The following is a 24,058-nucleotide window of genomic DNA, read 5'->3' on the forward strand; positions in this document are numbered from 1 at the left end:
TACCCCGGTAAACGACGCCCGACGCCTCCGCGGACGGGCGGGAAAGCGCGCGCCCGGGCGGTCCTTCGGTGAATCCAGAGTGGAGGAACAGGCTTTCGGAAGCGTTAAGTGGCCTGCGCGTGGTGGTTGCGTCCTTCGACGACCAGCGCCACGGCGATCTCCTCCAGCGCCGCGATGAGGACGTCCAGCGGGATGCGGGGGCGGCGCGACGCGCTCAACTTCCGCGTGCCGGCAGCGGGTGCGGGCCACGGCAGGTGGACGAACACCACCGGCCGGTCGCGGCCGGCACGACGCGCCTCGTCGAGCGACCAGAAGTACATGGCGTTGCACAGGTAGGCGCCGGCATCCTGCGAAAGCCGGGCCGGCAGCCCCTGCCTCCTCAGGCCCGCCAGCAGCGCGGCGGCGCGGGGCGTGCCGCGCAGGGCGGCCGGCGCCTCCGGGCGCAGCTTGAGCGAGGCGGGGCGGCGGCCGCGGACGTCCGGCGACAGGCGGCGGGTGCGGTTCTCGCCGCGGGTCTCGATGCGGATCACCCGCTCGCGCGGCGCCAGCCCGAGATGCAGGCAGGCATCCGGTTCGACGGCCGCAATCAGCGGTGGCACCGCCGCTCCCGCGGCGGCGTAGGACGTTTCCAGCACCTGCGCCGTCACCGCGATGCCGAGGCGGGCGAGACGGCGGGAGGCGCCGAGGCGGCGGGCGATGACACCCGTCGGGTTGACGCGGACCTTCGGATACGGCCCGAAGCCGGTGACGAGCAGGCGGGGCGGGCTCACGGCAAGGCTCCTCCGGCGAGGCCGACGAGGCCCAGCACCTCCTCCGCGGCCACCGTCGGCGACAGCGACCCCGCGGCGACCGCCGCCTCCAGCGCGGGGATGCGGGCCTTCACGGCAGGGTCGCCGTGGAGGCGGGCGAGCAGGCGGTCCTCGATCATGGTCCACATCCATCGCGTCTGCTGGGCCTGCCGCCGCGCGGCAAAGGCGCCGGTCGCCGTCATCCGGCGCCGATGCTCAAGCACCTGCTCCCACAGTTCCCTCAACCCCTCGTTGGCGAGGCCCGAGATCAGCATCACCGGCGGCGTCCAGTGCGGGGACGCGGGCGCCAGGATGTGCAGCGCGGCGCGGTACTCCGCCGCCGCGGCGCGGGCGCGGGCCATCCCCTCCCCCTCCGCCTTGTTCACGGCGATGAGGTCGGCGAGTTCCAGCACGCCCTTCTTGATGCCCTGCAGCTCGTCGCCGGCGCCGGGCAGCATGAGCACGACGAAGACGTCCGTCATCTCGGCGACCGTGGTCTCGGACTGGCCGATGCCGACCGTCTCGACCAGCACCACGTCGAACCCCGCCGCCTCGCACAGGAGCATGGTCTCGCGTGTCTTGGCGCCGACGCCGCCGAGCGTGCCCGAGGAGGGCGAGGGCCGGATAAAGGCGTTCTCGTCGGCCGACAGCCGCGCCATGCGGGTCTTGTCGCCGAGGATCGAGCCGCCGGTGCGGGAGGAGGAGGGATCGACCGCCAGCACCGCCACGCGGTGGCCGGCGGCGGTGAGGTTGGACCCCAGCGTGTCGATGGTCGTCGACTTTCCCACGCCCGGCACGCCGGTGACGCCGACGCGGACCGCGCCGCCGGTGCGCGGCAGGAGCCGCTGCACGAGGTCGCGGGCGGCGGCCTGGTGGTCGGCGCGCCGCGATTCGACGAGCGTGATGGCACGCGCCAGCGCCGCGCGGTCGCCCGCCACGAGGCGGCCGGCGAGATCGTCGAGGTCGAGGGGCCGGGCGGGACTCATCGTGCCCGAGGCTTACGCGCCGGGGCGGCTGGCGGCAACCGGTGCGAAGGTCGGTGGGGCCGCGGGAGCGCGGCGCGTCCTTCGAGACGGCCGCTGCGCGGCCTCCACACGGGATGAGGCGACGGAGGGTGGCCCGTTCGGGAAGGGCTATCCGCGCCACCACCGCACGGCCCACCACCCCACCGCCGCCGACCCGGCGAGCCACAGCGCAATGATCACGGCGGCTCCCGCCCGGCTCACCGGCCTTCCCTCCCGGCGGGCCGCCTCGGCGCGGCATTCGGCCATGATGGAAGGGGGCACGAGGCGGACGGCGAGCCAGATGCCGAGCGGGACGATGACGAGGTCGTCGAGCAATCCGAGGACCGGCACCGCGTCGGGGATGAGGTCGATCGGGCTCAGGGCATAGGCCGCGACGATCGCGGCGACGGCCTTGGCCGGCCAAGGCACGCGCGGGTCCCGGGCTGCCATCCAGAGCGCGACGACCTCGCGCTTCAGGCCGCGCGCCCAGTCCTTCAGCCGCGCGAGGAGGCCCGCCACGGCACGCGCCCCGCCATCACGGCCGGCGTCAGAACGCCTTGAAGGTGATGATGGTGTGGGTGTCCATGATGTCGGGGATCACCTGGACCTTCTGGCCGACGAAGTGGCCGATGTCGACGTTGTCGTCGACATGGAACTTGGCGAGGATGTCGTAGGTGCCGGCGGTCGAGTAGATCTCGGAGGCGATCTCGGCGTCCGCGAGGCGGCTCGCCACCTCGTAGGTCTTGCCCAGCTTGCACTTGATCTCGACGAAGAAGGTCTGCATCGCACCGGTCCGTTGGTCATCTGTCGGCGGGGACAATAGGGCGAAGGGTCCGGACTGTCACGGGCGGGTGCATCACCAATGGGCCTGCGAAGGGCTCACGCCGACAAAGGGCGAAAGGCCTTCCTCCCCCTTGTGGGGAGGGATTGAGGGTTGGGGTACGCGGCATCGCGATACCGGCCCATCCCGCCGCGCGGAACCGCACTCTCTCGGCGGGGCGAAGACCCCCACTCCTGCCCCTCCCCACAAGGGGGAGGGGTACCGTGCTGGCGCCGTCGGCGATCGCGGTCCCCCGGACGCTACGGCAGCCCGGCCTGTTCCGCCAGTTGCGCCAAGCGGCGTGTCATGGCGGACCCGGGGTCGGCGAGCGGGGCGATGACGGTGAAGTGGTTCTCGCCCTCGACGGCCTCGTAGCGCGTACGCACGCCGCCGGCGCCCCAGCGCTCGGCGATCTCGCGGCTCTGGCGCAGGTACTCGGCGCTTTCCGTCCCGCCCACCACTGCGTCGAGCACCAGCCCCCGGGGCGGCGTCCAGGTGACGGGCGACAGGCGCACGGCCTCTTCCGGCGTGAGGCCGAAGGTGGCGTTCATGCCGGTGTGGACGAGCGGGGCCAAGTCGAAGAGGCCGGACAGCGCGTAGGCGGCCCTTACGAGGTGCGGCGGCAGGTCCGGCGCCAGCGCCGGCCAGTCCGTCGCCAGCATGCAGGCGGCGAGGTGCCCGCCCGCGGAGTGGCCTGCCACCGTGAGCGGCTTCTCGAACCGGCGCCACGCGAAGGCGCAGGCCTGCCGGATCTCGTCGACGATGGTGCCGATGCCCACGGCCGGGCAAAGGTCGTAGCTCGGAATGACAACGGTGATCCCGCGCGCCGCGAGGCCGCGCGCCATGTGGGTGAAGAAGGAACGGTCGAGCGCCATCCAGTAGCCGCCATGGACGAAGAGCGCGACCGGCCCGCTGCCGTCGCCGACGACGTCGAGTTCCATGCGCGGGCCGTCGCCGTAGCGCAGCCCCCATGTCCCTTTCGCGACCTGGCGATAGGCCGCCGCGTCGCGCTGCCAGCCCTCGATATGGGCGGGGTGCTCGGGCACGCGGGCCCGGTTGTTGTACTCGGCGTCGTAGTCGATGGGCGGCATGGGAAGCGGTCTCCTGGGCGCAGTGTAGAGCCGGGCCGTGGCCGCGTCAGCAGGGAGCGGGCGTCCGGCGCACGCGCGCCTCGTGCGATGCGTTTGCCTTGGGCGGCGCGAGGCATTATGCCCGCGGCCGGTCCGGCCCTCGCGCCGCATGATGAAGGAACTGCCATGGACAATCCGGTCCTCGTCGAGGTGCTGCGCGCGGACGTGGTCGAATCGCGCCACAGGGGCTCGGTCGCGGTGGTCGACGAGACCGGCGCGGTGGTGCTGGCGCTCGGCGACGTCGAGCGGCCGGTGTTCCCGCGGTCGGCGGTCAAGGCGCTGCAGGCACTGCCGCTGGTGGAGAGCGGCGCGGCAGACCGGTACGGCCTCGATCCGGCCGAGCTGGCGCTGGCCTGCTCCTCGCACAGCGGCGAGCCGGCCCATGCGGCCGCCGCCGCGGCGATGCTGGACAAGGCGGGCCGCACGCCGGGCTGCCTCGAGTGCGGCGCCCACTGGCCGCTCAACGAGAGCGCAGGCCGCCACCTCGCGTCCGAGGGGCAGGCACCGACGGCGCTGCACAACAACTGTTCCGGCAAGCATGCCGGCTTCGTCTGCCTCGCCTGCGGCACCGGCGCCGACCCGGCCGGCTATGTCGGCCCGGACCACGCGGTGCAGAAGGCGGTGAAGCGGGCCGTCGAGGACATGACCGGCGTGCGGCTGGAGACGGCGCTGCGCGGCGTCGACGGCTGCTCGATCCCCACCTACGCGACGCCGCTGGTGGCGCTGGCCCGCGCATTTGCCCGGTTCGGCTCCGGCGTCGGGATCCCGGCCGACCGGGCCGCCGCGGCGGCGCGGCTGCGCGCGGCGGTGGCTGCGCACCCCTTCATGGTGGCCGGCACAGACCGGTTTGATACGCGGCTGATGACGGCGCTGGGAGACCGCGTCTTCTCCAAGACCGGCGCCGAGGGAGTCTACTGTGCGGCCCTACCCGGGCAGGGCCTCGGCATCGCGCTGAAGTGCGACGACGGGCAGACGCGGGCCGCCGAGGTGATGCTCGCCGCCCTCGTGCGCCGCTTCCTGCCGCTCGCCGGCGCCGACGCCACCGCCCTGGACGCGATGGTCGAGCCGACGCTGCGCAACTGGCGCGGGATCGACGTGGGCCGGCTCAGGCCGGCAGGTGTTCTGGCCGGCTGAGCGCGGCGAGGCCGTCCATCACGGCCTGCCCCAGCGGGGACGGCAGCGCGTCGAGCGGCCACCAGCGCACGGCGGCGTGCTTCTCCGGCTCCCTGTTCACCGGATCGCCCGCGACGATCGTGGCGCAGTAGACGGGCGAGACCCAGTGGTGATCCTCGCCGATCAGTTCGGAGAGGCACAGCAGCGGGCCGACCGCGATCCCGATGTCGAGTTCCTCGGAGATTTCGCGGGCCACCGCTTCCGCCGCGCGCTCCCCGGCGTCGACCTTGCCGCCCGGCAGGTTCCAGCATCCCAGCTCCGGCGCGCGCAGGCGGTGGACGAGGAGGACGCGGCCGTCCTCTTCGATCCACGCGCCGCAGCCGACGCCGGGTGCGGCGCTCATGCCGCCAGCGCGGCGAGGATCCGCGCCCAGGAGCGGATGCCCTTGTGGAAGCTCTTGAGGTCGTACTTCTCGTTCGGCGAGTGCACGCGGTCATCGTCGAGCCCGAAGCCGACGAGGAGCGAGTCGAGGCCCAGCGTGCGCTTGAAATCCCCGACGATGGGGATCGACCCGCCCGACCCGATGGTCACCGGGGCGACGCCCCACTCGTCGTGCAGCGCCGCCTGCGCCTTCACGAGCGCGGGCATGTCGAAGGGCAGCCGGATGGCGCGCGAGCCCTTGTGACGGATGAACTCCACCGTGCAGTCGGCCGGGATGCGCGCCCGCACATGCTTCTCCAGCGCGGCGCTCACCTTGGCGGGATCCTGGTCCCCGACCAGGCGGAACGAGATCTTGGCGGAGGCCTGCGCGGCGATGACCGTCTTCGTCCCCTCCCCCGTGTAGCCGCCCCAGATGCCATTGACGTCGCAGGTGGGACGGGACTGGATCTGCTCGATCAGCATCCGCCCCTTCTCGCCGACCGAGTGCTTCAGCCCGACCGTGCCGAGGAACTGCTCCTCGGTGAGGTCGAGGCCCTTCCACTGCTCCAGCACCTGCGTCGGGGTTTCCGGCACGCCCTCGTAGAAGCCCTCCAGCGTGATGCGGCCGTCGGCGTCGTGCAGGTCGGCGATGATCCGCGCCAGCACGCGGACAGGGTTAGCGGCGGCGCCGCCGAAGAGACCGGAGTGAAGGTCGCGGTCGGCGCACTTCACGGTGATCTCCTCGTAGACCATGCCGCGCAGGGACGAGGTGATGGCCGGGGTGTCTGCGTCCCACATGCCGGTGTCGCAGACGAGCGCCACGTCAGCCTTCAGGTCGTCGCGGTGTTTGGCGACGAACTCCGGCAGGTCCTTGGAGCCGTTCTCCTCGGCCCCCTCGATCAGCAGGGTGATGCCGACCGGCAGCGCGCCCGTCACAGCCTTCCAGGCGCGGCAGGCCTCGACGAAGGTCATGAGCTGGCCCTTGTCGTCGCAGGCGCCGCGGGCCGAGATGACCCGCCGGCCGTCCGGCAGCGTCGCGAGGCGCGGCTCGAAGGGCGGCGTCTCCCAGAGATTCAGCGGATCGACCGGCTGCACGTCGTAATGCCCGTAGAACAGCACGTGCGGCGCGCCGGCCTTCGGCGCATGACCGACCACGGCCGGGTGGCCGCCCGTCTCGCGCGGCGACGCGTCGGCGAATCCCAGCCCGCGCAGGTCGGCCGACAGCCACTCCGCCGCCTTCCGGCACTCCGCCGCGTAGGCGCTGTCGGTGGAGATGGAGGGGATGCGGAGGAAGTCGAACAGGCGGGCGAGCGAGGCATCGAGATCGGCGTCGATGCGGGCGAGGACGGCGTCGAGGTGGGACATGCGGAGGACTCGGCAGGGATGCGGAAGGAGAGCGCGGAGCATAGCCCCGGCGCCGGGGGGTGCAAGGATGCCGGCATCCGCACGCTCGGACGGATTGCGCGCGCAGACGCGCCAAGCCAACGCCGCTGCGGACATCGCGCGGCGGGGCATCCGGCGAGACGGTCGCGCAGGGAGGGCCGGTGTCGCGGGCGCCCCGGCGCCCGCCGTTACTTCAGGCTTCCCAGCACGCCGCGCAGGATGGCCTTTCCGATCTGGGTGCCGACGGTGCGGGCCGCGGAGGAGGCAGCGTTGTTGATGACGCGCTCCGTCACCGTCATGCGGCCGCGCTTGCCGGAGCCGCCGCCGAGGATGCTGCCGAGGATCGAGCCGAAGATGTCGCCGGCGCCGCTGCCGGCGGAAGCCTCCTGAGGCGCCTGGCCGGGACCCGCCTTGCCGGGCGGGGCCTGGCCGGGCTGGGGCGTCGCCAGCTGGCGGCGCTTCATCAGGATCTCGTAGGCGGACTCGTTGTCGACGGCGCGATCGTAGCGTCCGCGCAGCGGGCTCGACGCGATGACCTGCCGGCGCTCCTCGGGGGTCAGCGGTCCGACGCGCGCCTGCGGCGGCCGGATCAGCGCGCGCTCGACGATCTCGGGAATGCCCTTGCCCTCCAGCATGGAGACCAGCGCCTCGCCGACGCCGAGCTGGGTGATGACCTCCTCGGTCTTCAGCTTGGGGTTCTGGCGGAAGGTCGTGGCTGCCGCCTTCACCGCCTTCTGGTCGCGCGGCGTGAACGCGCGCAGCGCGTGCTGCACGCGGTTGCCGAGCTGCGCGAGAACGGTGTCCGGCACGTCGAGCGGGTTCTGCGTGACGAAGTAGACGCCGACGCCCTTCGAGCGGATGAGCCGCACCACCTGCTCCACCGCCTCCAGCAGCGCCTTGGGCGCGTTGTTGAAGAGCAGGTGCGCCTCGTCGAAGAAGAAGACGAGCTTCGGCTTGTCCGGATCGCCCACCTCGGGCAGCCGCTCGAACAGGTCCGACAGCATCCAGAGCAGGAACGTCGCGTAGAGGCGCGGGCTGCCCATCAGCTTGTCGGCGGCGAGGATGTTGATGATGCCGCGCCCGTCCTCGACCTTCATGAAGTCGTTGAGGTCGAGCGACGGCTCGCCGAAGAACTTGTTGGCGCCCTGGTTCTCGAGCACGAGCAGCTGACGCAGGATCGAGCCCACCGTGGCGTCCGCGACGTTCCCGTACTGCGTCGCCATCGGCTTCAGGCCGTCGTCCTTGGTGAGCTCGTTGAGGAGCAGGCGCAGGTCCTTCATGTCGATGAGCGGCAGCTGCTGCTCGTCGGCGATGCGGAAGGCGATGTTGAGCACGCCCTCCTGCGTGTCGTTGAGCTCCAGAAGGCGCGCCATCAGCAGCGGGCCCATCTCCAGCACGGTCGTTCGCACCGGGTGGCCCTGGTCGCCGAAGAGGTCCCAGAAGACGACCGGGAACTGGTCCGGCTGGTAGGCGTAGCCCATCTCCTTCGCGCGCTTGACGAAGTGCTCCTTGGGCTCGCCCATCGCCGCGATGCCGGAGAGGTCGCCCTTGACGTCGGCCGCGAAGACCGGGACGCCGGCGGCCGAGAAGCCCTCGGCGAGAACCTGCAGGGTCACGGTCTTGCCCGTGCCCGTTGCGCCCGTGATGAGACCGTGGCGGTTGGCCAGGCGAAGGTTCAGCACCTCCGGCTTGCCGCTCTTCCCGATCAGGATCGTCCCCGCGTCAGCCATGCCGTCTCGTCCCTCTGCGCCGCCGTCGACCCGCGAGTTATAGGCGGGCCGCTGTGTCCTTTCCACATCGCCGCGCCGGCTCCGTGGTTCCCGCGCGCGAATCGCATGTGTCGTCGCTTGAGTTTCGGCGCCAGCCATGAATGATGACGTTAATCAAGCTTAAATCCGCAAGGCGGGTGTAGGATTTAGTCTGATGGATGAGTTGATCGCGAAGATCGCGGACGTGACGGGCCTGGATCCGGCCACCGCGAGGCAGGCCGTCGGGATCGTGCTGGCGTTCCTGCAGAAGGAGGCGCCGGCCGACGACATCGCCGCGTTGTTCGCCGCGATGCCCGGCGCCGCCGAGGTCGCGGCCGAGGCCTCGCCCGGCGGCGGCGGCATCATGGGCGCGATCGGAGGGTTCATGCCGGGCGGCGGACTCATGGCGCTCGCCGGGCAGCTGACCTCCGCGGGGCTCTCCATGGACCAGATGCAGGACCTGGGACGGACGCTCTTCGCCCATGGCCGCGAGGCGGCCGGCGAGGACGTGATGGGGTCGATCGTCGGGGCCGTGCCCGGCCTCGGCCAGTTTGTCTGACGCCGACAGGGGGCGTTGCGCTACCGGGATCAGAACCCGCACAGGGCGATCCCGTCGGACAGGAGGGACTTCGCATGTCGTCTTATCCCATCGCCAGCATCGAGGGCATCGGCCCTGCCTTTGCGGCGAAACTGAAGGCCGCGGGCATCAAGTCCACCGGGGACCTTCTCGTGCGCGGCAAGGATCCGAAGGGCCGCAAGGAGATCGCCACGGCGACCGGCCTCGACGAGAGCCGGATCCTGAAGTGGACCAACATGGCCGACCTCATGCGCATCAAGGGCGTGGGCGAGGAATACTCGGAGCTCCTCGAGGCCGCCGGCGTCGACACCGTCAAGGAGCTGCGCAACCGCAACGCCGCGAACCTCGCCAAGGCGATGAGCGAGGCGAACGCGAAGAAGAAGCTCGTCCGCCTGCTGCCCAGCGAGAAGATCGTCCTCAAATGGGTGGCCATGGCGAAGGAGCTGCCTCCCGCCATCACCTACTGAGCGGCGAGCCGCGGGCCCTGCCGGCTCCGCCCGGAGCCGGTGCCCTCCTCGTCACCGCTTCCTCCTTCATTCCCGGACCTGTCCTGCGACGGCACACCCCGCGGGGAGAGAGCCGCTTGCTCGCGGGTCAGCACGTCTCCAGCTGGCGCGCACAGACACGGGCCACCCAGCCCGTGCCGAACTCCGTCTCGGCCTGCACCCATTGCCCCTTGCACGCGAGGAAGCGGCGCACGGCGATGCCGTCGGGCGAGATCGGAAAGCCGCCCCGCATGCCCCGCAGCGGCGCGACGACCCTGGCCGTCGGCGAGGGTGCCGCGCGAAGGGCATCGGCCGCGAGGGTGCCCTTGATGCTGTCAGCGGGCACCCACCCCTCGCCGCGGAACCACGTCGCCGACTGGCGCGCAAAGGCGTCGTCGGCCTCGGCCGGGAAGTAGGCGCTGCCGATGCGAAACCACCCCGGGCTGTAGCCCGTGACGCGCACCAGCACGGCGACCTCGTCGACGCCCACCACCCGAGGCGGCGGCAACCGCGCCAGCACGGCCGAATCCGCCTTCGGCTCGTAGCGGACGGAGAGGCCGAAATGGCCGCGGTCGACCGACCAGCCGCTGAAGTCGCAGGCGACGACCCCGCCGGCGGTCCGTGGCGGCGCGCTGCGCGCCGACTGGGCCATGGCGATGGCGGGAACCGTCAGGACCCCCATCGCCAGGGCGAACCCGCTGACAGCGGGGCCGCGTCCCCGCCGGCGGTTCGGTCGCGCCCCTCCGACCTTCGTGTCCGCCGCCACTGTCCCCGCCCTGCGATGCATTGCCCAGCCCCCGTCAGCCGAACGGAGGGTGGCGCATTTCGGCGTCTTGGTGCAATGGTCCGCCTGTCCGGACCGCGCGATGCGGCGACGGGCCGCTCCGTCCCGAACGGAGCCGCAGAGAACGCGACGAACGGCGGGAGACATCATGCCTGACCTCTCCTTCGCGTCGGACTTTCCGCAGCCGACGAGAGAGCAGTGGCTGAAGCTGGTGGAGGGCGTGCTCAAGGGCGCCGCCTTCGACAAGGTCCTCGTCGGCACGACGGCCGACGGTCTGCGCATCGAGCCGCTCTACGGCAAGGCCGAGGGCGCCTCCCCGGTCATCGGCCGTACGCCGGGGGCGCCGTGGCAGCTGCTGGCCCGCATCGACCATCCTGACGCGAAGACCGCCAACGCGCAGGCCCTGCACGACCTCGAGAACGGCGCCACCGGGCTGCACCTCGTCTTCGCCGGCAGCGTCGGCGCCCATGGCTTCGGACTGCCGGACGGCTCGACGCAGACCGTCGAGACGGCCCTTGATGGCGTCGTGCTCGACGCCGGCATCCGGCTCGAGATCGACCTTTCGATGCAGACGAAGGACGCCGCCGAGGCCGTGATGGCGCTGGTGGAGCGCCGCAAGCTCGATCCGGCCGCCTGCGCCATCGCCTTCGGCTACGATCCGATGGGGCAGATGGCGCTCCACGGCGGTGCGCCGATCGACTGGCCGACGCTGGCGCCGATGTTCGGGGCGCTGGGCAGGGCGATCCTCGACCGGGGCTTCGGCGGAAGCGTGTGCAGCGCCGACGGGCGGCTGGTCCATTCCGCCGGCGGCACGGAGGCGCAGGAGTTGGCCTTCACGATCGCCTCCGCCCTCGCCTACTGGCGCGCGCTGGAAGCGGCCGGCGTCCCGGCGGAGGCGGGTCGCGCCGCCATCGGATTCCGGCTCGCGGCGGACGCCGACCAGTTCATGACCATGGCCAAGCTGCGCGCCCTGCGCCGGCTCTGGGCGCATGTCGAGACGAGCGCGGGGCTCGCGCCGCGGCCGATCCGGCTGGAGGCCGAGACGGCGTGGCGCATGATGACCCGGCGGGACCCGTGGGTGAACCTGCTGCGCACGACGGTGGCGGTGTTCGCCGCGGGCGTGGGCGGCGCAGACGCCGTCACCGTGATGCCGTTCACGCAGGCGCTCGGCCTGCCCGATGCCTTCGCCCGGCGCCTCGCCCGCAATACGCAGCTCGTTCTGCTGGAGGAAAGCAACCTCGCCCGGGTCGCCGACCCCGCTGCCGGAGCGGGCGGTATCGAGGCGCTCACCGACCAGCTCGCCGGCAAGGCCTGGGCGCTGGTGCAGGAGATCGAGCGCAAGGGCGGCCTCCATGCGGCGCTGGCGGACGGCTCGTTCCAGACCGGCGTCGTGGCGGCCCGCGAGGCGCGGGCCAAGGCGCTGGCGCGCCGCAAGGAGGCGCTGACGGGCACCAGCGAGTTCCCGCACATTGCAGAGGCCGCCGTCGCCGTGGCGGCGCCGCTGCCGCGCACGGAGGCGCAGGGGTTTGGGCAGTTCCCGCCGCTGGCCCCGATGCGGCTCGCAGAGCCCTACGAAGCCCTGCGCGACCGCGCCGACGCGGCGACCGAGCGGCCGTCCGTCTTCATCGCGACGCTCGGCCCGGTGGCTGACTTCACGGCCCGCGCCACCTTCGTGAAGAACCTCTTCGAGGCCGGCGGCATCGCTGCCCCGGTGGGCGACGGGTTCATGGCCGGCGAGGCGACCGATCTCGGGGCGCTTGTCGCGGCGTACCAGGCATCGGGAGCACGTGTCGCCTGCCTCTGTTCCACCGACGCGCGTTATGCCGTCGAGGCTGCTGCGGCAGCGCGGGCCCTGAAAGCTGCGGGCTGCACCCGGCTGTGGCTCGCCGGGCGCGCCGGCGAGATGGAGGCTGCACTGCGCGAGGCGGGCGTCGACGGCTTCGTCTTCGCCGGCTGCGACGTGCTGGCGACGCTGTCGGAGGCTCATGCTACGCTGGGACTGGAGTGAGGCGATGAGCACGAGCCGCATCCCCGACTTTTCCGCGATCCCCTTTGCCCCGGCCGGCGTGCCCGCGCCCGAGGGCGCCGCGGAGGCCTGGCTGACGCCGGAAGGCATCCCGGTGAAGCCGGTCTACGCCGAGGCGGACCGCGCCGGCCTCGACTTCGTCGACGGCTTCCCCGGCGTGGCGCCCTATGTGCGCGGCCCCTACCCAACGATGTACGTCAACCAGCCGTGGACCGTGCGCCAGTACGCCGGGTTCTCGACAGCGGAAGATTCAAACGCCTTCTACCGCCGCAACCTCGCGGCCGGCCAGAAGGGCCTGTCGGTGGCCTTCGACCTCGCCACGCATCGCGGCTACGACAGCGACCACCCGCGCGTCGCGGGCGACGTCGGCATGGCGGGCGTCGCCATCGACTCGATCTACGACATGCGCACGCTCTTCTCGGGGATTCCCCTCGACCAGATGAGCGTGTCGATGACCATGAACGGCGCCGTGCTGCCGGTGCTGGCGCTCTACATCGTGGCGGCGGAGGAGCAGGGCGTGCCGCCCGAAAAGCTCTCCGGGACCATCCAGAACGACATCCTCAAGGAGTTCATGGTCCGCAACACCTACATCTACCCGCCGGCGCCCTCGATGCGGATCATCTCCGACATCTTCGCCTTCACCTCGCAGCGGATGCCGAAGTTCAACTCGATCTCGATCTCCGGCTACCACATGCAGGAGGCCGGGGCGACGCAGGACCTCGAGCTCGCCTACACCCTTGCCGACGGCGTCGAGTACATCCGCGCCGGCATCGCGGCGGGGCTCGACGTCGACCGCTTCGCCCCGCGGCTCAGCTTCTTCTGGGCCATCGGCATGAACTTCTTCATGGAGGTGGCCAAGCTGCGCGCGGCGCGCCTGCTGTGGGCGAAGCTCGTGAAGCAATTCGAGCCGAAGAGCGAGAAGTCGCTGCCGCTGCGCACGCACTCGCAGACGTCCGGCTGGTCGCTGACCGCCCAGGACGTGTTCAACAACGTGGTGCGCACGCAGATCGAGGCGATGGCGGCGACGCAGGGCCACACGCAGTCGCTGCACACCAACGCGCTCGACGAGGCGCTGGCGCTGCCGACCGACTTCTCGGCGCGCATCGCGCGCAACACGCAGCTCTTCCTGCAGCAGGAGAGCGGCACGACGCGCATCATCGACCCCTGGGGCGGCAGCTTCTACGTGGAGCGGCTGACGCAGGAGCTTGCGGCCAAGGCGTGGGCGCACATCCAGGAGGTCGAGGAACTGGGCGGCATGGCGAAAGCCATCGAGGCCGGCATCCCGAAGCTGCGCATCGAGGAGGCGGCCGCGAAGACGCAGGCACGCATCGACAACCGGACGCAGACCGTCGTCGGCGTGAACAAGTACCGCCCGACCGAGGAGACGCCGATCGACGTGCTCAAGGTCGACAACTCCGCCGTCCGGACGCAACAGCTGGACAAGCTGGCGCGCCTGAAGGCCGAGCGTGACCCGGCCGCGGTCGAGACGGCGCTGGCCGCGCTGACCGAGGGGGCGCGGGGCAACGGCAACCTGCTGGCGCTCGCCATCGACGCCGCCCGGGCCAAGGCCACCGTGGGCGAGATCTCGCTGGCGCTGGAGACCGTGTTCGGCCGCCACCGCGCCGAGATCCGCTCCATCTCCGGCGTCTACAAGCGGGAGGTCGGGACCATGTCCGACAGCGTCGCGCGGGTGCAACGCCTGGTGGAGGCGTTCGAGGAGGCCGACGGGCGGCGCCCGCGCATCCTCGTCGCCAAGATGGGGCAGGACGGCCACGACCGCGGCCAGAAGGTGATCGCCTCGGCCTTCGCCGACCTCGGCTTCGACGTCGACATCGGCCCGCTGTTCGCCACGCCCGGCGAGGCGGCGAGGCAGGCGGTCGAGAACGACGTGCACATCGTCGGCGTGTCGTCGCTGGCGGCCGGGCACCTGACCCTCGTGCCGGAGCTCCGCGCGGAACTGGAGAAGGCGGGCCGGCCGGACATCATGATCGTGGTGGGCGGCGTGATTCCGCCGCAGGACTTCGAGGCGCTGCGCACGGCGGGCGCCTCGGCGATCTTCCCGCCGGGGACCGTCATCGCCGACGCTGCCGCCGGCCTCATCGAGGAGTTGAACCGGCGCCTCGGTTACGCGCAGAAGGACGCGGCCGAGTAGCGCCGTCCGCTGCCCTGTCCCGCACGGCGGTCAGATGTCGCCGAGCCTCGGCGAGAAGCCCGGCACCGCCGGGTGGGAGAGGACGTCGCCCTCGCCGAGCGTCAGGCGCTCGACCCAGGTGCCGTGTTCGCGCGGCCCGCGATGGACGAAGGCGCGCCGCCTGCGGGCGTCGATGACCCACAACTCCCGCACGCCGTATCGAGCGGAGAGGAGCGCCTTGACGCCGCGGTCGCAGGCATGATCAAGCGAAGCATGGTGCGTCGCCGCGTCGAAACGACCTCCATTTCGCCACTCTTGTGCACGAGGTAGCATCATCTTGGTCCGCCAACCGGTTCCCACTTGGCGGGATGATGCTCATGTCCGGTTGAAAGCCACCATGCTCCGGTTGCGTTCGATGCTGGCTGCGTTCCTCCTCGTCTTCATCCTGCCCCTCGCCGCCCACGCCGTCTGGTGGTCCGGCCAGGATCGGCCGCGCTCCTGGTCGTCGGCCAACTGGGGCTCGGCGGGCCTGCTGCCGCCGCCTGCCGCGAAGCCGGAGGCGATGGTGCACGTCTACGCGGCGCGCGTGGGACGGTGGCGGGGCATCTTCGCCCACCACACCTGGATCGTGGTGAAGGAGAAGGACGGCGCCCGCTACACCCGCTACGACAAGGTGGGCTGGGGCTCGCCGGTGCGCACCGACAACTGGGCGCCCGACGCGCGCTGGTTCGGGCAGGTGCCGGACCTCGTCGCGGCCATCGAGGGGCCGGCGGCGGAGGCGATGATCCCGCGGGTGCGGGCCGCGGTGGCCTCCTACCCCTATGCCGGGATGGGCCAGTACGCGCCCTGGCCCGGTCCGAACTCCAACACCTTCGTCGCCCACGTCGTCGCGGCCATCCCCGAGGCCGGCATCGCCCTGCCGCCGACGGCGCTCGGCAAAGACTTCCGGACCGACGGTTATCCCGGTGGCCGCTTCGCGGGCCTGACGCCGACACGAACCGGCGTGCAGGTCGATCTCGGCGGACTGCTGGGACTGACGGTGGCGTGGATCGAGGGGGTGGAGATGAACGTGCTGGGCCTCGTCGCCGGCGTCGACATTCGTCGTCCGGCGCTGAAGCTGCCCGGCTTCGGGCGGATCGGGATGCCGTCGGACCCGCTGGTCGGCACCGCCACGGCGGCCGACGGCGTCACCCGCTGATCCCCGTCAGGCGACTTTCGCGCCCAGCACCGCCGGCGTGACCTTGCACGCCACCCGGTGATCCTGACCCACATCCACCAGCGGAGGCCGGCCCGTCAGGCAGGCCGACAAGGCCAGCGGGCAGCGCGGATTGAAGTGGCAGCCCGGCGGCGGGTCGAGGGGCGACGGGATTTCGCCCTTCAGGGCCGAGAAAGCGCGCTTGCGGGCATCGAGGCGCGGCACCTCGGCCAGCAGCGCCTGCGTGTAGGGATGGGTCGGCTTGGCAAACAGCGCCTCGGCCGGCGCGAGCTCGACGATGCGACCGAGATACATGACCGCGACACGGTCGGCGATGTGCTCGACGACGCCGAGGTCGTGGCTGACGAAGAGGTAGGTGAGGTCGAGTTCGCGCCGCAGGTCCATGAACAGGTTCAGCACCTGCGCCTGGATCGAGACGTCGAGCGCCGCCACCGCCTCGTCGCAGACGAGGACGCGCGGCTTGACGGCGAGCGCGCGGGCGATGCCGATGCGCGCGCGCTGGCCACCGGAGAACTGGTGCGGATAGCGCCCCATGACAGCCGGGTCGAGGCCGACGCGGCCCAGCATGTCGGCGACGTAGTCGCGCCGGGCCGAGGCCTTCACGAGGCCATGCACGACGGGCGCCTCGCCGACGATCTCCTCGACGCGCATGCGCGGGTTCAGGGAGGCCATCGGGTCCTGGAAGATCATCTGGATGGCAAGGTCGGCGCGCTTGCGCTCCGCCGGCCCCATCTTCGCGACGTCCTGGCCTTCGTAGAGGATCCGTCCCTCGGTCGGCGCCATGATGCCGGCGACCATGCGGCCGAGGGTCGACTTGCCGCAGCCGGATTCGCCGACCAGCCCGACCACCTCGCCCGGCATGATGGCCAGATCGACACCGTCGACCGCGCGCACCACCTGGTCGGACAACCCCGCGCCCATCAGGTTGGCGATGCGTCCGGCGACGTCGACCCGCTTCACGAAGCGCTTCGACACGCCCTCGATGGTGAGGATGGGCGTGCTCATGCGGGCTCCGTCACGGGTACGGACAGCGGATGGTGGCACCGCCAGCGGCGGCCGTCGCCGCCGCGGGTCTCCTGCGGCGCCGCGGTGCGGCAGTCCGCGGCCACGGACGGGCAGCGCGGACCGAAGGCGCAGCCCTCGGGCAGGCGGGCGAGCGAGGGGGTCATGCCGGGGATCTGGCTGAGCTTCTCGCCGCGGCGGTTGCGGCTCGGCACGGAACCGATGAGGCCGGCGGTGTAGGGGTGGCGCGGCGCGTCGAGGACGCCGTCCACCGGCCCCTCCTCGACAATGCGGCCGGCGTACATGACGGCGACCCGGTCGGCGAGGCCGGCGACCACGGCAAGGTCGTGGGTCACCCACACGAGCGCGGTGCCCGTCTCGGCGCACAGCTGCTGCACCTCGGCGAGGATCTGCGCCTGGATGGTGACATCGAGCGCCGTCGTCGGCTCGTCGGCGACCAGCAGTTCGGGCCCGTGCAGCAGCGCGATGGCGATGGCGACGCGCTGGCGCATTCCGCCGGAGAACTGGTGCGGGTAGGAGAGCAGGCGCTCGTTCGGCGAGGGGATGCCGACCCGCGCCAGCGCCTTCGCCGCCCGCTCGCGCGCCGCCTTGTCGGACACCTTCTCGTGCGCCTGGATGGCCTCGATCATCTGCGTGTCGACGCGCAGCACCGGGTTCAGCGTCGTCATCGGATCCTGGAAGATCATGGCGACGTGGCGCCCGCGCAGCTTGCGCAGTTCCGCCTCCGGCAGGCCGACGAGCTCGCGCCCCTGGAAGCGGATGGAGCCGCCGGCGATGCGTCCCGGGGGATCGATGAGCCCGAGCACGGCGAGCCCGGTCACGGACTTGCCCGACCCCGACTCGCCGACGAGGCCGAGAACCTCGCCACGGCCGACCGAGAGGCTGACGCCGTCCACCGCGCGGACGAGCCCGTCGCGGGTGGAGAAGGTGACGGCGAGGTCCCTGATCTCCAGGACCGGTGGCGCTTGGACGGGCGTCACTTGCTGAGCCTCGGGTTGAGCACGTCGCGCAGCCGGTCGCCGACGAGGTTGATGGCGACGATGGCGACGACGAGGGCCACGCCCGGGTAGGTCGAGATCCAGTACTTGCCGGAGAGCAGGTAGTCGTAGCCGTTCTTGATGAGCAGGCCGAGGGACGGTTCCGTCACCGGCACGCCGACGCCGAGGAAGGACAGCGTCGCCTCGAGCGCGATCGCGTGGGCGACCTGCACGGTCGCCACGACGATCAGCGGCGGCAGGCAGTTCGGCAGCAGGTGGCGGAAGACGATGCGGCTCTTGGGCAGCGCGAGGCAGCGGGCCGCCTCGATGTACTCGCGGTTGCGCTCGACCAGCGCGTTGCCGCGCACGGTGCGCGCGTAGTACGCCCACTGCACCACGACCAGCGCGATAATGACCTTGTCGATGCCGCGGCCGAAGGCGGCGAGCAGCACGAGCGCGATCAGGATCGACGGGAAGGACAATTGCAGGTCGACGAGACGCATCACCGCGTTCTCGACCCGCCCGCCGGCATAGGCGGCGGCGACACCCACCGAGGCGCCGATGGTGCAGGCGAGCACCGTCGAGGTCACCGCCACGAAGAGCGAGATGCGCAGCCCGTAGAGGATGGCCGAGAGCATGTCGCGGCCCTGCTCGTCGGTGCCGAGGTGGTAGACGTAGCCCGCCGCCGCCTTCGATCCCGGCGGAAGCGTGCCGTCCATGATGTCGAGCTGCGCGAGGTCGTAGGGGTTCTGCGGCGCAAGCCACGGCGCGAAGATGGCCGCCATCACGAGGGCGAGCAGCAGGAGCACGCCGAACCACGCGAGCGGCGTGTCGAAGTACTCGCTCACGCGGCGGCGCAGGAGGCTCTCGCCGCGCTCGACCGAGGGCGGCGCGACGGCAACGGGCTGGCGCAAGACGTCGGTCATGGCTGCGTCCTCACGCCTTGGCCTCGGCAAGCCGCACCCGGGGATCGAGGGCGGCGTAGATGAGGTCGACGACGAAGTTGATGACGACGAAGAGGACCACCACGAGCATCAGGTAGGCGACGATCACCGGCCGGTCGAGCCGGCCGATCGAGTCGATCAGCAGCTTGCCCATCCCCGGATAGGCGAACACCGTCTCGGTGACGACGGCAAAGGCGATCATGCCGCCGAGCTCGAGGCCGAGCACGGTGACGATGGGGATCATGATCGCCTTCAGCACGTGCACCATGACGATGCGGGTCGGCGACAGGCCCTTGGCGCGGGCGAAGCGGACGTAGTCCTGCAGCATGACCTCGCGCGTTCCCGCGCGGGCGAGGCGGATCACCAGCGCCGCCTTGTAGAGGGCCAGCGTGAAGGCTGGGAGAATGAGGTAGCGAAGCCCCTCCCAGGTCAGGAAGCTGACCTTGATGCCGAGAATGTCCGTCGTCGGTCCCCGGCCGCCGGACGGCAGCCACTTCAACTGCACGGCGAAGAACAGGATCAGCATCAGGCCGATCCAGAAGTTCGGCAGGGAGAAGCCGAGGATCGAGCCGCCCATGATGCTGCGGCCGACGATGCCGTTGGGATAGAGGCCGGCGATGACACCGAGCGGGATGCCGATGGCGATGGAGAACACGAGCGCCAGCAGCGCCAGTTCCATCGTCGCCGGCATGCGCTGGAGGATCAGCTTGAGCGCCGGCTCGTTGAACACGAAGGAGCGGCCGAGGTCGCCGTGCAGGCTGTTCCAGACGAAAAGGCCGAACTGCTCCCACAGCGGCTTGTCGAGGCCGAGCCGGGCGGCGATCTCGGCCATCTCCTTCTGGTCGGCGTTGGGGTTGGCGAGCACGTCGACCGGATTGCCGATCATGTAGATCGACACGAAGACGATCGTCGCCATCACCGCCACGACGAGTGCCGCCTGCCCGAGACGCCGGATGAAATAAACGAGCATGGCCGCCCTCCCCGCGGGGTCCCTGAAGGGACCGTGCCGCCGGCGCGCCGAAGCGCGCCGGCGCCCGCACTTACTTCGGCTTCACCTCGTAGGCCAGCGTGTACTGGTCGACGCGTGCGGCGTAGCTGAGCGCCGGCTTGAAGGCCCAGGGCGTCACCTCGAAGTGCAGCGGGATGATGCCGTAGTCCTCCATGGCCGTCTTCGAGGCCTGCCGCAGCAGATTCTCGCGGGCGGCGTCGTCGATGGTGCCGAGCGCCTTGATCGTCAGCTCGTCGACGGTCTTGTTCGAGTAGCGGCCGCGGTTGGTGTTGCCGAAGCTCGGCGCCGCGTCCTGCGTCGCCACCAGCGCGATGATCGAGTTCGACATCTCGTTGGTGTCGGCGCCCCACCCGGCGAGATAGGCCGAGAAGTCGTACTTGTTGCGCCGGGTGAAGAAGGTCGATGCCGTCATCGAGTCGACGCTGGTGCGGATGCCGATGCGGGTGAGCATCTGCGCCACCGCCTGCGCCACCTTCTCGTCGTTGATGTAGCGGTCGTTCGGCGAGCCGAGCACGAGCTCGAAGCCGTTCGGGTAGCCGGCCTCGGCGAGCAGCTTCTTGGCCGCCTCGGGGTCGAAGCGGTCGGGCTTGCGGTCGGGCGAGGTGCCGAACAGCGGCACGGGCAGGAGTTCGCCGGCCGGGATGGCGACGCCGCCCATGATGCGCTCGACGATGGCGTCGCGGTTGATCGCCTTCGACATCGCCTCGCGGACCCGCTTGTCGAGGAAGGGGTTCTTGCCGTCCGTCCCCTTCACGCCCGGCGTGGTCCAGCCCGCCCCGGTGAACTGGTCGAGGTGGATGTAGATGACGCGGTTGGACAGGCCCTGGATGACCGTGTTGCCCGAGGCCTTGATGCGCTCGAAGTCCTGGATCGGCGGGTTCTCGATCATGTCGACGTCGCCGGCGAGGAGCGCCGCGACGCGCGGGCCGGCCGCCGTCAGGGGCCGGAACGTCACCGTCTTCCAGTGGGGCTTCGCGCCCCAGTAGGCGTCGTTGCGCTCCAGCACGACCTTCGTGCCGCGGGTGTACTCCGCCAGCTTGTAGGCGCCGGTCCCGACCGCCTTGGCCGGGTCGTTGAAGTCCGCCGACTTCGGCGGCGTGCCGAGGCCGGGGCAGCCGCCCTTCTTGAAGGCGAGGTCAGCGCCCGCCCCGAACACCTGCGACGACAGGATGGCCACCGACCCCATGTCGAGCGGCATCAGCGGGTACGGGCCCTTCGTCTTGATCACCAGCGTCAGCGGATCGGGGGCTTCCATGCCCTCGATGCCCTTGGTGGCGATGGTGAAGTTGGAGGGCGAGTTCTCGACCGTGGGGATCCGGCAGACCGAGTAGATCACGTCGCGCGCGGTGAAGTCGGCCCCGTTGGTGAACTTCACGCCCGGGCGAAGCTTGAACTCCCAGGTGTTGTCGTCGACGGAGCGCCACGAGGTGGCGAGGTGGGGCACCGGCTTGCCGTTGGCGTCGTTGGCCACCAGCGATTCGAAGATGTGGCGCCGCAGCGCGTTGTTCTGCCCGACATTGTGGAAGTGCGGGTCGATCGAGGTGGCCTCCGAGGCGACACCGATCCGAAGCTCCTGCGCCAGCGCAGGGGTAGCGCCCACGACGACCGCGAATGCGGCCAGGGCCGCGCGTTTTGACGACATGATGATCCTCCCGCCGCTGTTCGGCCCGATGGCCCGCGGCTCCGTGGCGTCGCAGTCTACGGAGCGCCGCCCGGCGCGCAAGTGCGCCGCGGCCGGCGCCCGCCTACTGCCAAGGTCTCGCCAGCGTTAACGATTCTGAGGCTTGGCCGTCACAGGGGCGGCCAAATCGTGAGAATGCGGCAGCGCGCGCGTTGCAACGCCGGCGGCGGATCGCTAACGGCATGGGGAGGCACATCCGGGGAGGGGGCAGTCGATGGGCGTGCAGGCGGCGTTGCGTGTTTGCGCCTTGCTCTCGGCATTGGCAGTGGCCGGTTGCGGCGCCCCTCGGGGTCTGCTCGACCCCGTGTCCGACATTCCGCCCGGAGCCTCGCCGGTCACGATCTACGTCGCCACCTCGCGTGCCAAGGACGGAGCGGACCCGGCGCTGATGTTCGGCGGGGACCGGTCGAAGGGCGTCAACCACGCGCGCATCGTCGTCTCCGTGCCGCCGGACCACAAGACCGGCGAGCTGGAGCTGCCGTCGCGCCCGCCGGGGAACCCCAAGACCGACTTCGTCACGGCCGAGCGCGACCTCGTCAACTCGGAGGACTTCATCGCCCAGGTGCGCAAGGCGGTGCAGTCGCGGGCGCCGCAGAACCGCGACGTGCTCGTCTTCGTGCACGGCTACAACACCCGCTTCGACGACGCCGTGTACCGCTTTGCGCAGATCGTCCACGACAGCGGGTTCAAGGGCGTGCCGGTGCTGTTCACCTGGCCTTCGAAGGGTGAGCTTCTCGCCTACCCCTACGACCGCGAGAGCGCCGTCTATTCGCGCGACGACCTCGACAACACGCTCACCGCGATCGCCACCAAGACCGGCGCGCGGAAGTTCGACGTGCTGGCCCACTCGATGGGCGGCTTCCTCACCGCCGAGGTGCTGCGGCAGGCCGCGATCCGCGGCAACGGGCGCTACAACGGCAAGCTCGACCAGGCGATGTTCGCCGCGCCCGACATCGACATCGACGTCTTCCGCCGCCAGCTCGAGAAGATCACGACCTCGGGCCTGCCGATCACCGTCTTCGTGTCGAAGGACGACAAGGCGCTCGCCTTCTCGCGCTTCGTCTGGCGCTCCAGCAACCGCGCCGGCGCCTTCATCGTGTCCGATCCGGAGATGGCGCAGCGGCTGGAGCAGCGGCACATCACGGTCATCGACCTCTCGGACGTGAAGTCGTCCGACAGCATGAACCACGGCAAGTTCGCCGCAGCGCCCGGCGTGGTGCAGATGATCGGCGGCCGGCTGGCCGACGACGGCGGAATCAAGGGCCGCGGCCCGACCCTGGGCGAGAGCCTCGTCGTCGTCGGCTCTTCGCTCGGCAACACGGTCGGCGGCGTGGCGGCGGGCGTCGTCGCCGCTCCGGTGAAGGTTCTCGAAGGCAAGGATCCCGTGCCGGCCGTCCTCAAGGAGGAATGACGGCCGAAACCGGCCGTCGTCCCATTTGCGTCACGATCGGGTGTCACTGGCCGGGGCCGCGGTACCGGCGACCCGTGGGATTCACCGTCCATTCACCCTTGCGGGTCCACGGACAGGGTCCGGGCCGTCGCCTGCCGCGGCCGTCCGCGTCCCGAGAGGTTGCCGTGTCCAGCGTCCGTCCTGCCGTCCGCCGTTCCCTTGCCGCCCGTATGGCGATCGTCGCCGCGCTCGGGGTCTCCGGCCTCGGCCTCGCCGGCTGCGCCGGAACGATGGACACCGTCACCGGCTCGACGGGGCTCTTCTCCAAGGCGCAGGCGGCGCAGGGCCGCACGGTGCAGATGTACGTGGCCTCCACGCGCAAGTCTAACCGCGACGCCGGCTCCGGCGAGACGCTGAAGGCGGCCCGATTCTCGTCGACCTCGATCAGCATTCCCCCCGGGCACGAGCCCGGCGTCATCGAGCGTCCCACGATCACGCCGGAAAGCCGCAGCCGCCATTTCACCGTCGTCGGCGACCGCCGGATCGAGCCGGACGCGTTCCAGCAGGACCTCGCCGCGCAGCTCTCCGGCCGGATCGGGCCGAGCCGCGACGTGCTGGTCTTCGTGCACGGCTACAACGTCAGCTACGACGAGGCGCGCTTCCGCCTGGCCCAGATCGTCAACGACGGCGGCTTCACCGGCGTGCCGGTGCTGTTCACATGGCCGTCGCGCAGCCAGATCCTTGCCTATGGCAGCGACAAGGAGAGCGCCACCGCCTCCCGCGACCCGCTGGAGAAGATGCTGCAGGACATCGCCGCGACGCCGGGCGTGGGCCGCGTGCACATCCTCGCCCACTCGATGGGAACGTGGCTGGCCATGGAGGCGCTCCGCCAGAGCGCCATCGCCGGGAAGGCGGACCTCGGCGGGCGCATCGGCGAGGTGATGCTGGCGGCTCCCGACATCGACATCGACGTCTTCCGCGCGCAGATGCAGCGCGTCGGCAGCGCGGCGCGGGTGTCCGTCTTCGCGGCCGCCGACGACCGGGCGCTGTCCGTCTCGTCGAAGCTCGCCGGCTCGCGTACGCGCCTCGGTGCGCTCGACCTCGACAACAAGGACCATGTCAACGAGCTGGCGGGGCTCAACGTGCGCGTCTACGACCTCAAGGGCGCCGGCTCCAGCGACATCTTCCGCCACGGCACCTTCGCGGAGGCGCCGCAGGTGGTGCGCTCCATCGGCGCGCAGCTCGCGGAGGCGCCGCGGGTCGCCGAGCCGCCGGACGCCCAGCAGGCGCAGTCCTACATCGACCCCTCGGTCGCTGCCGCCCGCACCGCCGCGCCGCCCGCGCCGGAGAAGACGACGCCCGTGGAAGCGCAGCCGCTGGCGCCGCTGTAGAGGGCTGACCGGCCAACC

The 24,058-nt window shown here is 71.2% G+C and carries 23 protein-coding genes; 8 read left to right on the forward strand and 15 right to left on the reverse strand.

Translation table 11 applies throughout. The annotated features are described in order from the left end of the window. Positions 1 to 104 precede the first annotated feature (104 nt). The 5 genes from ACX9GQ_RS22395 to ACX9GQ_RS22415 all read right to left on the reverse strand — a co-directional run bounded on the left by ACX9GQ_RS22395 (position 105) and on the right by ACX9GQ_RS22415 (position 3,703). Positions 105 to 770: a pyroglutamyl-peptidase I gene (locus tag ACX9GQ_RS22395; RefSeq protein WP_459631827.1), complete on the reverse strand. Its 666-nt coding sequence runs from the start codon at positions 768 to 770 to the stop codon at positions 105 to 107. Further along, positions 767 to 1,774: a methylmalonyl Co-A mutase-associated GTPase MeaB gene (gene meaB, locus ACX9GQ_RS22400; RefSeq protein ID WP_459631828.1), complete on the reverse strand. Its 1,008-nt coding sequence runs from the start codon at positions 1,772 to 1,774 to the stop codon at positions 767 to 769. Before meaB ends, ACX9GQ_RS22395 begins: the two co-directional genes overlap by 4 nt. A gap of 147 nt (positions 1,775 to 1,921) precedes the next feature. Then, positions 1,922 to 2,242 carry a YkvA family protein gene (locus ACX9GQ_RS22405; RefSeq protein ID WP_459631895.1) on the reverse strand — a complete coding sequence of 107 codons (321 nt, stop codon included), beginning with the start codon at positions 2,240 to 2,242 and terminating at the stop codon, positions 1,922 to 1,924. 97 nt (positions 2,243 to 2,339) lie between these two features. Continuing rightward, a complete protein-coding gene (locus ACX9GQ_RS22410; protein WP_459631829.1) occupies positions 2,340 to 2,576 on the reverse strand; it encodes an Lrp/AsnC ligand binding domain-containing protein in 237 nt (78 codons plus the stop codon). A gap of 296 nt (positions 2,577 to 2,872) precedes the next feature. Continuing rightward, complete coding sequence (locus tag ACX9GQ_RS22415; protein WP_459631830.1) at positions 2,873 to 3,703, reverse strand: alpha/beta hydrolase; 831 nt, start codon at positions 3,701 to 3,703, stop codon at positions 2,873 to 2,875. A 165-nt stretch (positions 3,704 to 3,868) separates the two neighbouring features. Between ACX9GQ_RS22415 and ACX9GQ_RS22420 the strand changes: the two genes are divergently transcribed. After that, positions 3,869 to 4,876, forward strand: a complete 1,008-nt coding sequence (locus ACX9GQ_RS22420; RefSeq protein WP_459631831.1) for an asparaginase — start codon at positions 3,869 to 3,871, stop codon at positions 4,874 to 4,876. On the opposite strand, the gene ACX9GQ_RS22425 is transcribed toward ACX9GQ_RS22420, so the two are convergent. From ACX9GQ_RS22425 to ACX9GQ_RS22435, 3 genes are all read right to left on the reverse strand, one after another. After that, positions 4,848 to 5,258 (reverse strand): NUDIX domain-containing protein, encoded by a 411-nt coding sequence (locus ACX9GQ_RS22425; RefSeq protein WP_459631832.1) that lies wholly within the window; start codon positions 5,256 to 5,258, stop codon positions 4,848 to 4,850. The two genes, ACX9GQ_RS22420 and ACX9GQ_RS22425, sit on opposite strands and share 29 nt — an antisense overlap. Further along, entirely contained in the window at positions 5,255 to 6,640 is a 1,386-nt protein-coding gene (locus tag ACX9GQ_RS22430) for a dipeptidase (protein WP_459631833.1), read from the reverse strand. Before ACX9GQ_RS22430 ends, ACX9GQ_RS22425 begins: the two co-directional genes overlap by 4 nt. Before the next feature lie 206 nt (positions 6,641 to 6,846). Next, a complete protein-coding gene (locus ACX9GQ_RS22435) occupies positions 6,847 to 8,388 on the reverse strand; it encodes a helicase HerA-like domain-containing protein (protein WP_459631834.1) in 1,542 nt (513 codons plus the stop codon). A gap of 193 nt (positions 8,389 to 8,581) precedes the next feature. Between ACX9GQ_RS22435 and ACX9GQ_RS22440 the strand changes: the two genes are divergently transcribed. Both ACX9GQ_RS22440 and ACX9GQ_RS22445 read left to right on the forward strand, forming a co-directional pair. After that, positions 8,582 to 8,965 (forward strand): DUF2267 domain-containing protein, encoded by a 384-nt coding sequence (locus ACX9GQ_RS22440; protein ID WP_459631835.1) that lies wholly within the window; start codon positions 8,582 to 8,584, stop codon positions 8,963 to 8,965. A 74-nt stretch (positions 8,966 to 9,039) separates the two neighbouring features. After that, a complete protein-coding gene (locus tag ACX9GQ_RS22445; protein WP_459631836.1) occupies positions 9,040 to 9,450 on the forward strand; it encodes a DUF4332 domain-containing protein in 411 nt (136 codons plus the stop codon). 127 nt (positions 9,451 to 9,577) lie between these two features. On the opposite strand, the gene ACX9GQ_RS22450 is transcribed toward ACX9GQ_RS22445, so the two are convergent. Further along, positions 9,578 to 10,150 (reverse strand): hypothetical protein, encoded by a 573-nt coding sequence (locus tag ACX9GQ_RS22450; RefSeq protein WP_459631837.1) that lies wholly within the window; start codon positions 10,148 to 10,150, stop codon positions 9,578 to 9,580. Between the two features lie 250 nt (positions 10,151 to 10,400). On the opposite strand from ACX9GQ_RS22450, the gene ACX9GQ_RS22455 reads away from it, so the two are divergent. Both ACX9GQ_RS22455 and scpA read left to right on the forward strand, forming a co-directional pair. Beyond that, positions 10,401 to 12,260, forward strand: coding sequence for a methylmalonyl-CoA mutase family protein (locus tag ACX9GQ_RS22455; RefSeq protein WP_459631838.1), 1,860 nt, complete (start codon positions 10,401 to 10,403; stop codon positions 12,258 to 12,260). Between the two features lie 4 nt (positions 12,261 to 12,264). Beyond that, entirely contained in the window at positions 12,265 to 14,430 is a 2,166-nt protein-coding gene (scpA, locus tag ACX9GQ_RS22460; RefSeq protein ID WP_459631839.1) for a methylmalonyl-CoA mutase, read from the forward strand. Positions 14,431 to 14,460: 30 nt separating this feature from the next. Here the strand turns inward: scpA and ACX9GQ_RS22465 are convergent, their stop codons facing one another. Beyond that, complete coding sequence (locus ACX9GQ_RS22465; protein WP_459631840.1) at positions 14,461 to 14,742, reverse strand: Uma2 family endonuclease; 282 nt, start codon at positions 14,740 to 14,742, stop codon at positions 14,461 to 14,463. 64 nt (positions 14,743 to 14,806) lie between these two features. On the opposite strand from ACX9GQ_RS22465, the gene ACX9GQ_RS22470 reads away from it, so the two are divergent. After that, a complete protein-coding gene (locus ACX9GQ_RS22470; protein ID WP_459631841.1) occupies positions 14,807 to 15,607 on the forward strand; it encodes a DUF3750 domain-containing protein in 801 nt (266 codons plus the stop codon). 6 nt (positions 15,608 to 15,613) lie between these two features. Here the strand turns inward: ACX9GQ_RS22470 and ACX9GQ_RS22475 are convergent, their stop codons facing one another. The 5 genes from ACX9GQ_RS22475 to ACX9GQ_RS22495 all read right to left on the reverse strand — a co-directional run bounded on the left by ACX9GQ_RS22475 (position 15,614) and on the right by ACX9GQ_RS22495 (position 21,220). Next, positions 15,614 to 16,630: an ABC transporter ATP-binding protein gene (locus ACX9GQ_RS22475; protein ID WP_459631842.1), complete on the reverse strand. Its 1,017-nt coding sequence runs from the start codon at positions 16,628 to 16,630 to the stop codon at positions 15,614 to 15,616. Further along, positions 16,627 to 17,628 (reverse strand): ABC transporter ATP-binding protein, encoded by a 1,002-nt coding sequence (locus ACX9GQ_RS22480; RefSeq protein ID WP_459631843.1) that lies wholly within the window; start codon positions 17,626 to 17,628, stop codon positions 16,627 to 16,629. Before ACX9GQ_RS22480 ends, ACX9GQ_RS22475 begins: the two co-directional genes overlap by 4 nt. Next, positions 17,625 to 18,551 (reverse strand): ABC transporter permease, encoded by a 927-nt coding sequence (locus ACX9GQ_RS22485; protein WP_459631844.1) that lies wholly within the window; start codon positions 18,549 to 18,551, stop codon positions 17,625 to 17,627. Before ACX9GQ_RS22485 ends, ACX9GQ_RS22480 begins: the two co-directional genes overlap by 4 nt. A 10-nt stretch (positions 18,552 to 18,561) precedes the next feature. Next, a complete protein-coding gene (locus tag ACX9GQ_RS22490) occupies positions 18,562 to 19,539 on the reverse strand; it encodes an ABC transporter permease (protein ID WP_459631845.1) in 978 nt (325 codons plus the stop codon). 70 nt (positions 19,540 to 19,609) lie between these two features. Continuing rightward, entirely contained in the window at positions 19,610 to 21,220 is a 1,611-nt protein-coding gene (locus ACX9GQ_RS22495; protein ID WP_459631846.1) for an ABC transporter substrate-binding protein, read from the reverse strand. A gap of 253 nt (positions 21,221 to 21,473) precedes the next feature. On the opposite strand from ACX9GQ_RS22495, the gene ACX9GQ_RS22500 reads away from it, so the two are divergent. After that, complete coding sequence (locus tag ACX9GQ_RS22500; protein ID WP_459631847.1) at positions 21,474 to 22,670, forward strand: alpha/beta hydrolase; 1,197 nt, start codon at positions 21,474 to 21,476, stop codon at positions 22,668 to 22,670. A gap of 164 nt (positions 22,671 to 22,834) precedes the next feature. Then, positions 22,835 to 24,040 carry an alpha/beta hydrolase gene (locus tag ACX9GQ_RS22505; protein WP_459631848.1) on the forward strand — a complete coding sequence of 402 codons (1,206 nt, stop codon included), beginning with the start codon at positions 22,835 to 22,837 and terminating at the stop codon, positions 24,038 to 24,040. Positions 24,041 to 24,058 lie beyond the last annotated feature (18 nt).

The organism is Alsobacter sp. R-9 (genome assembly GCF_054612375.1).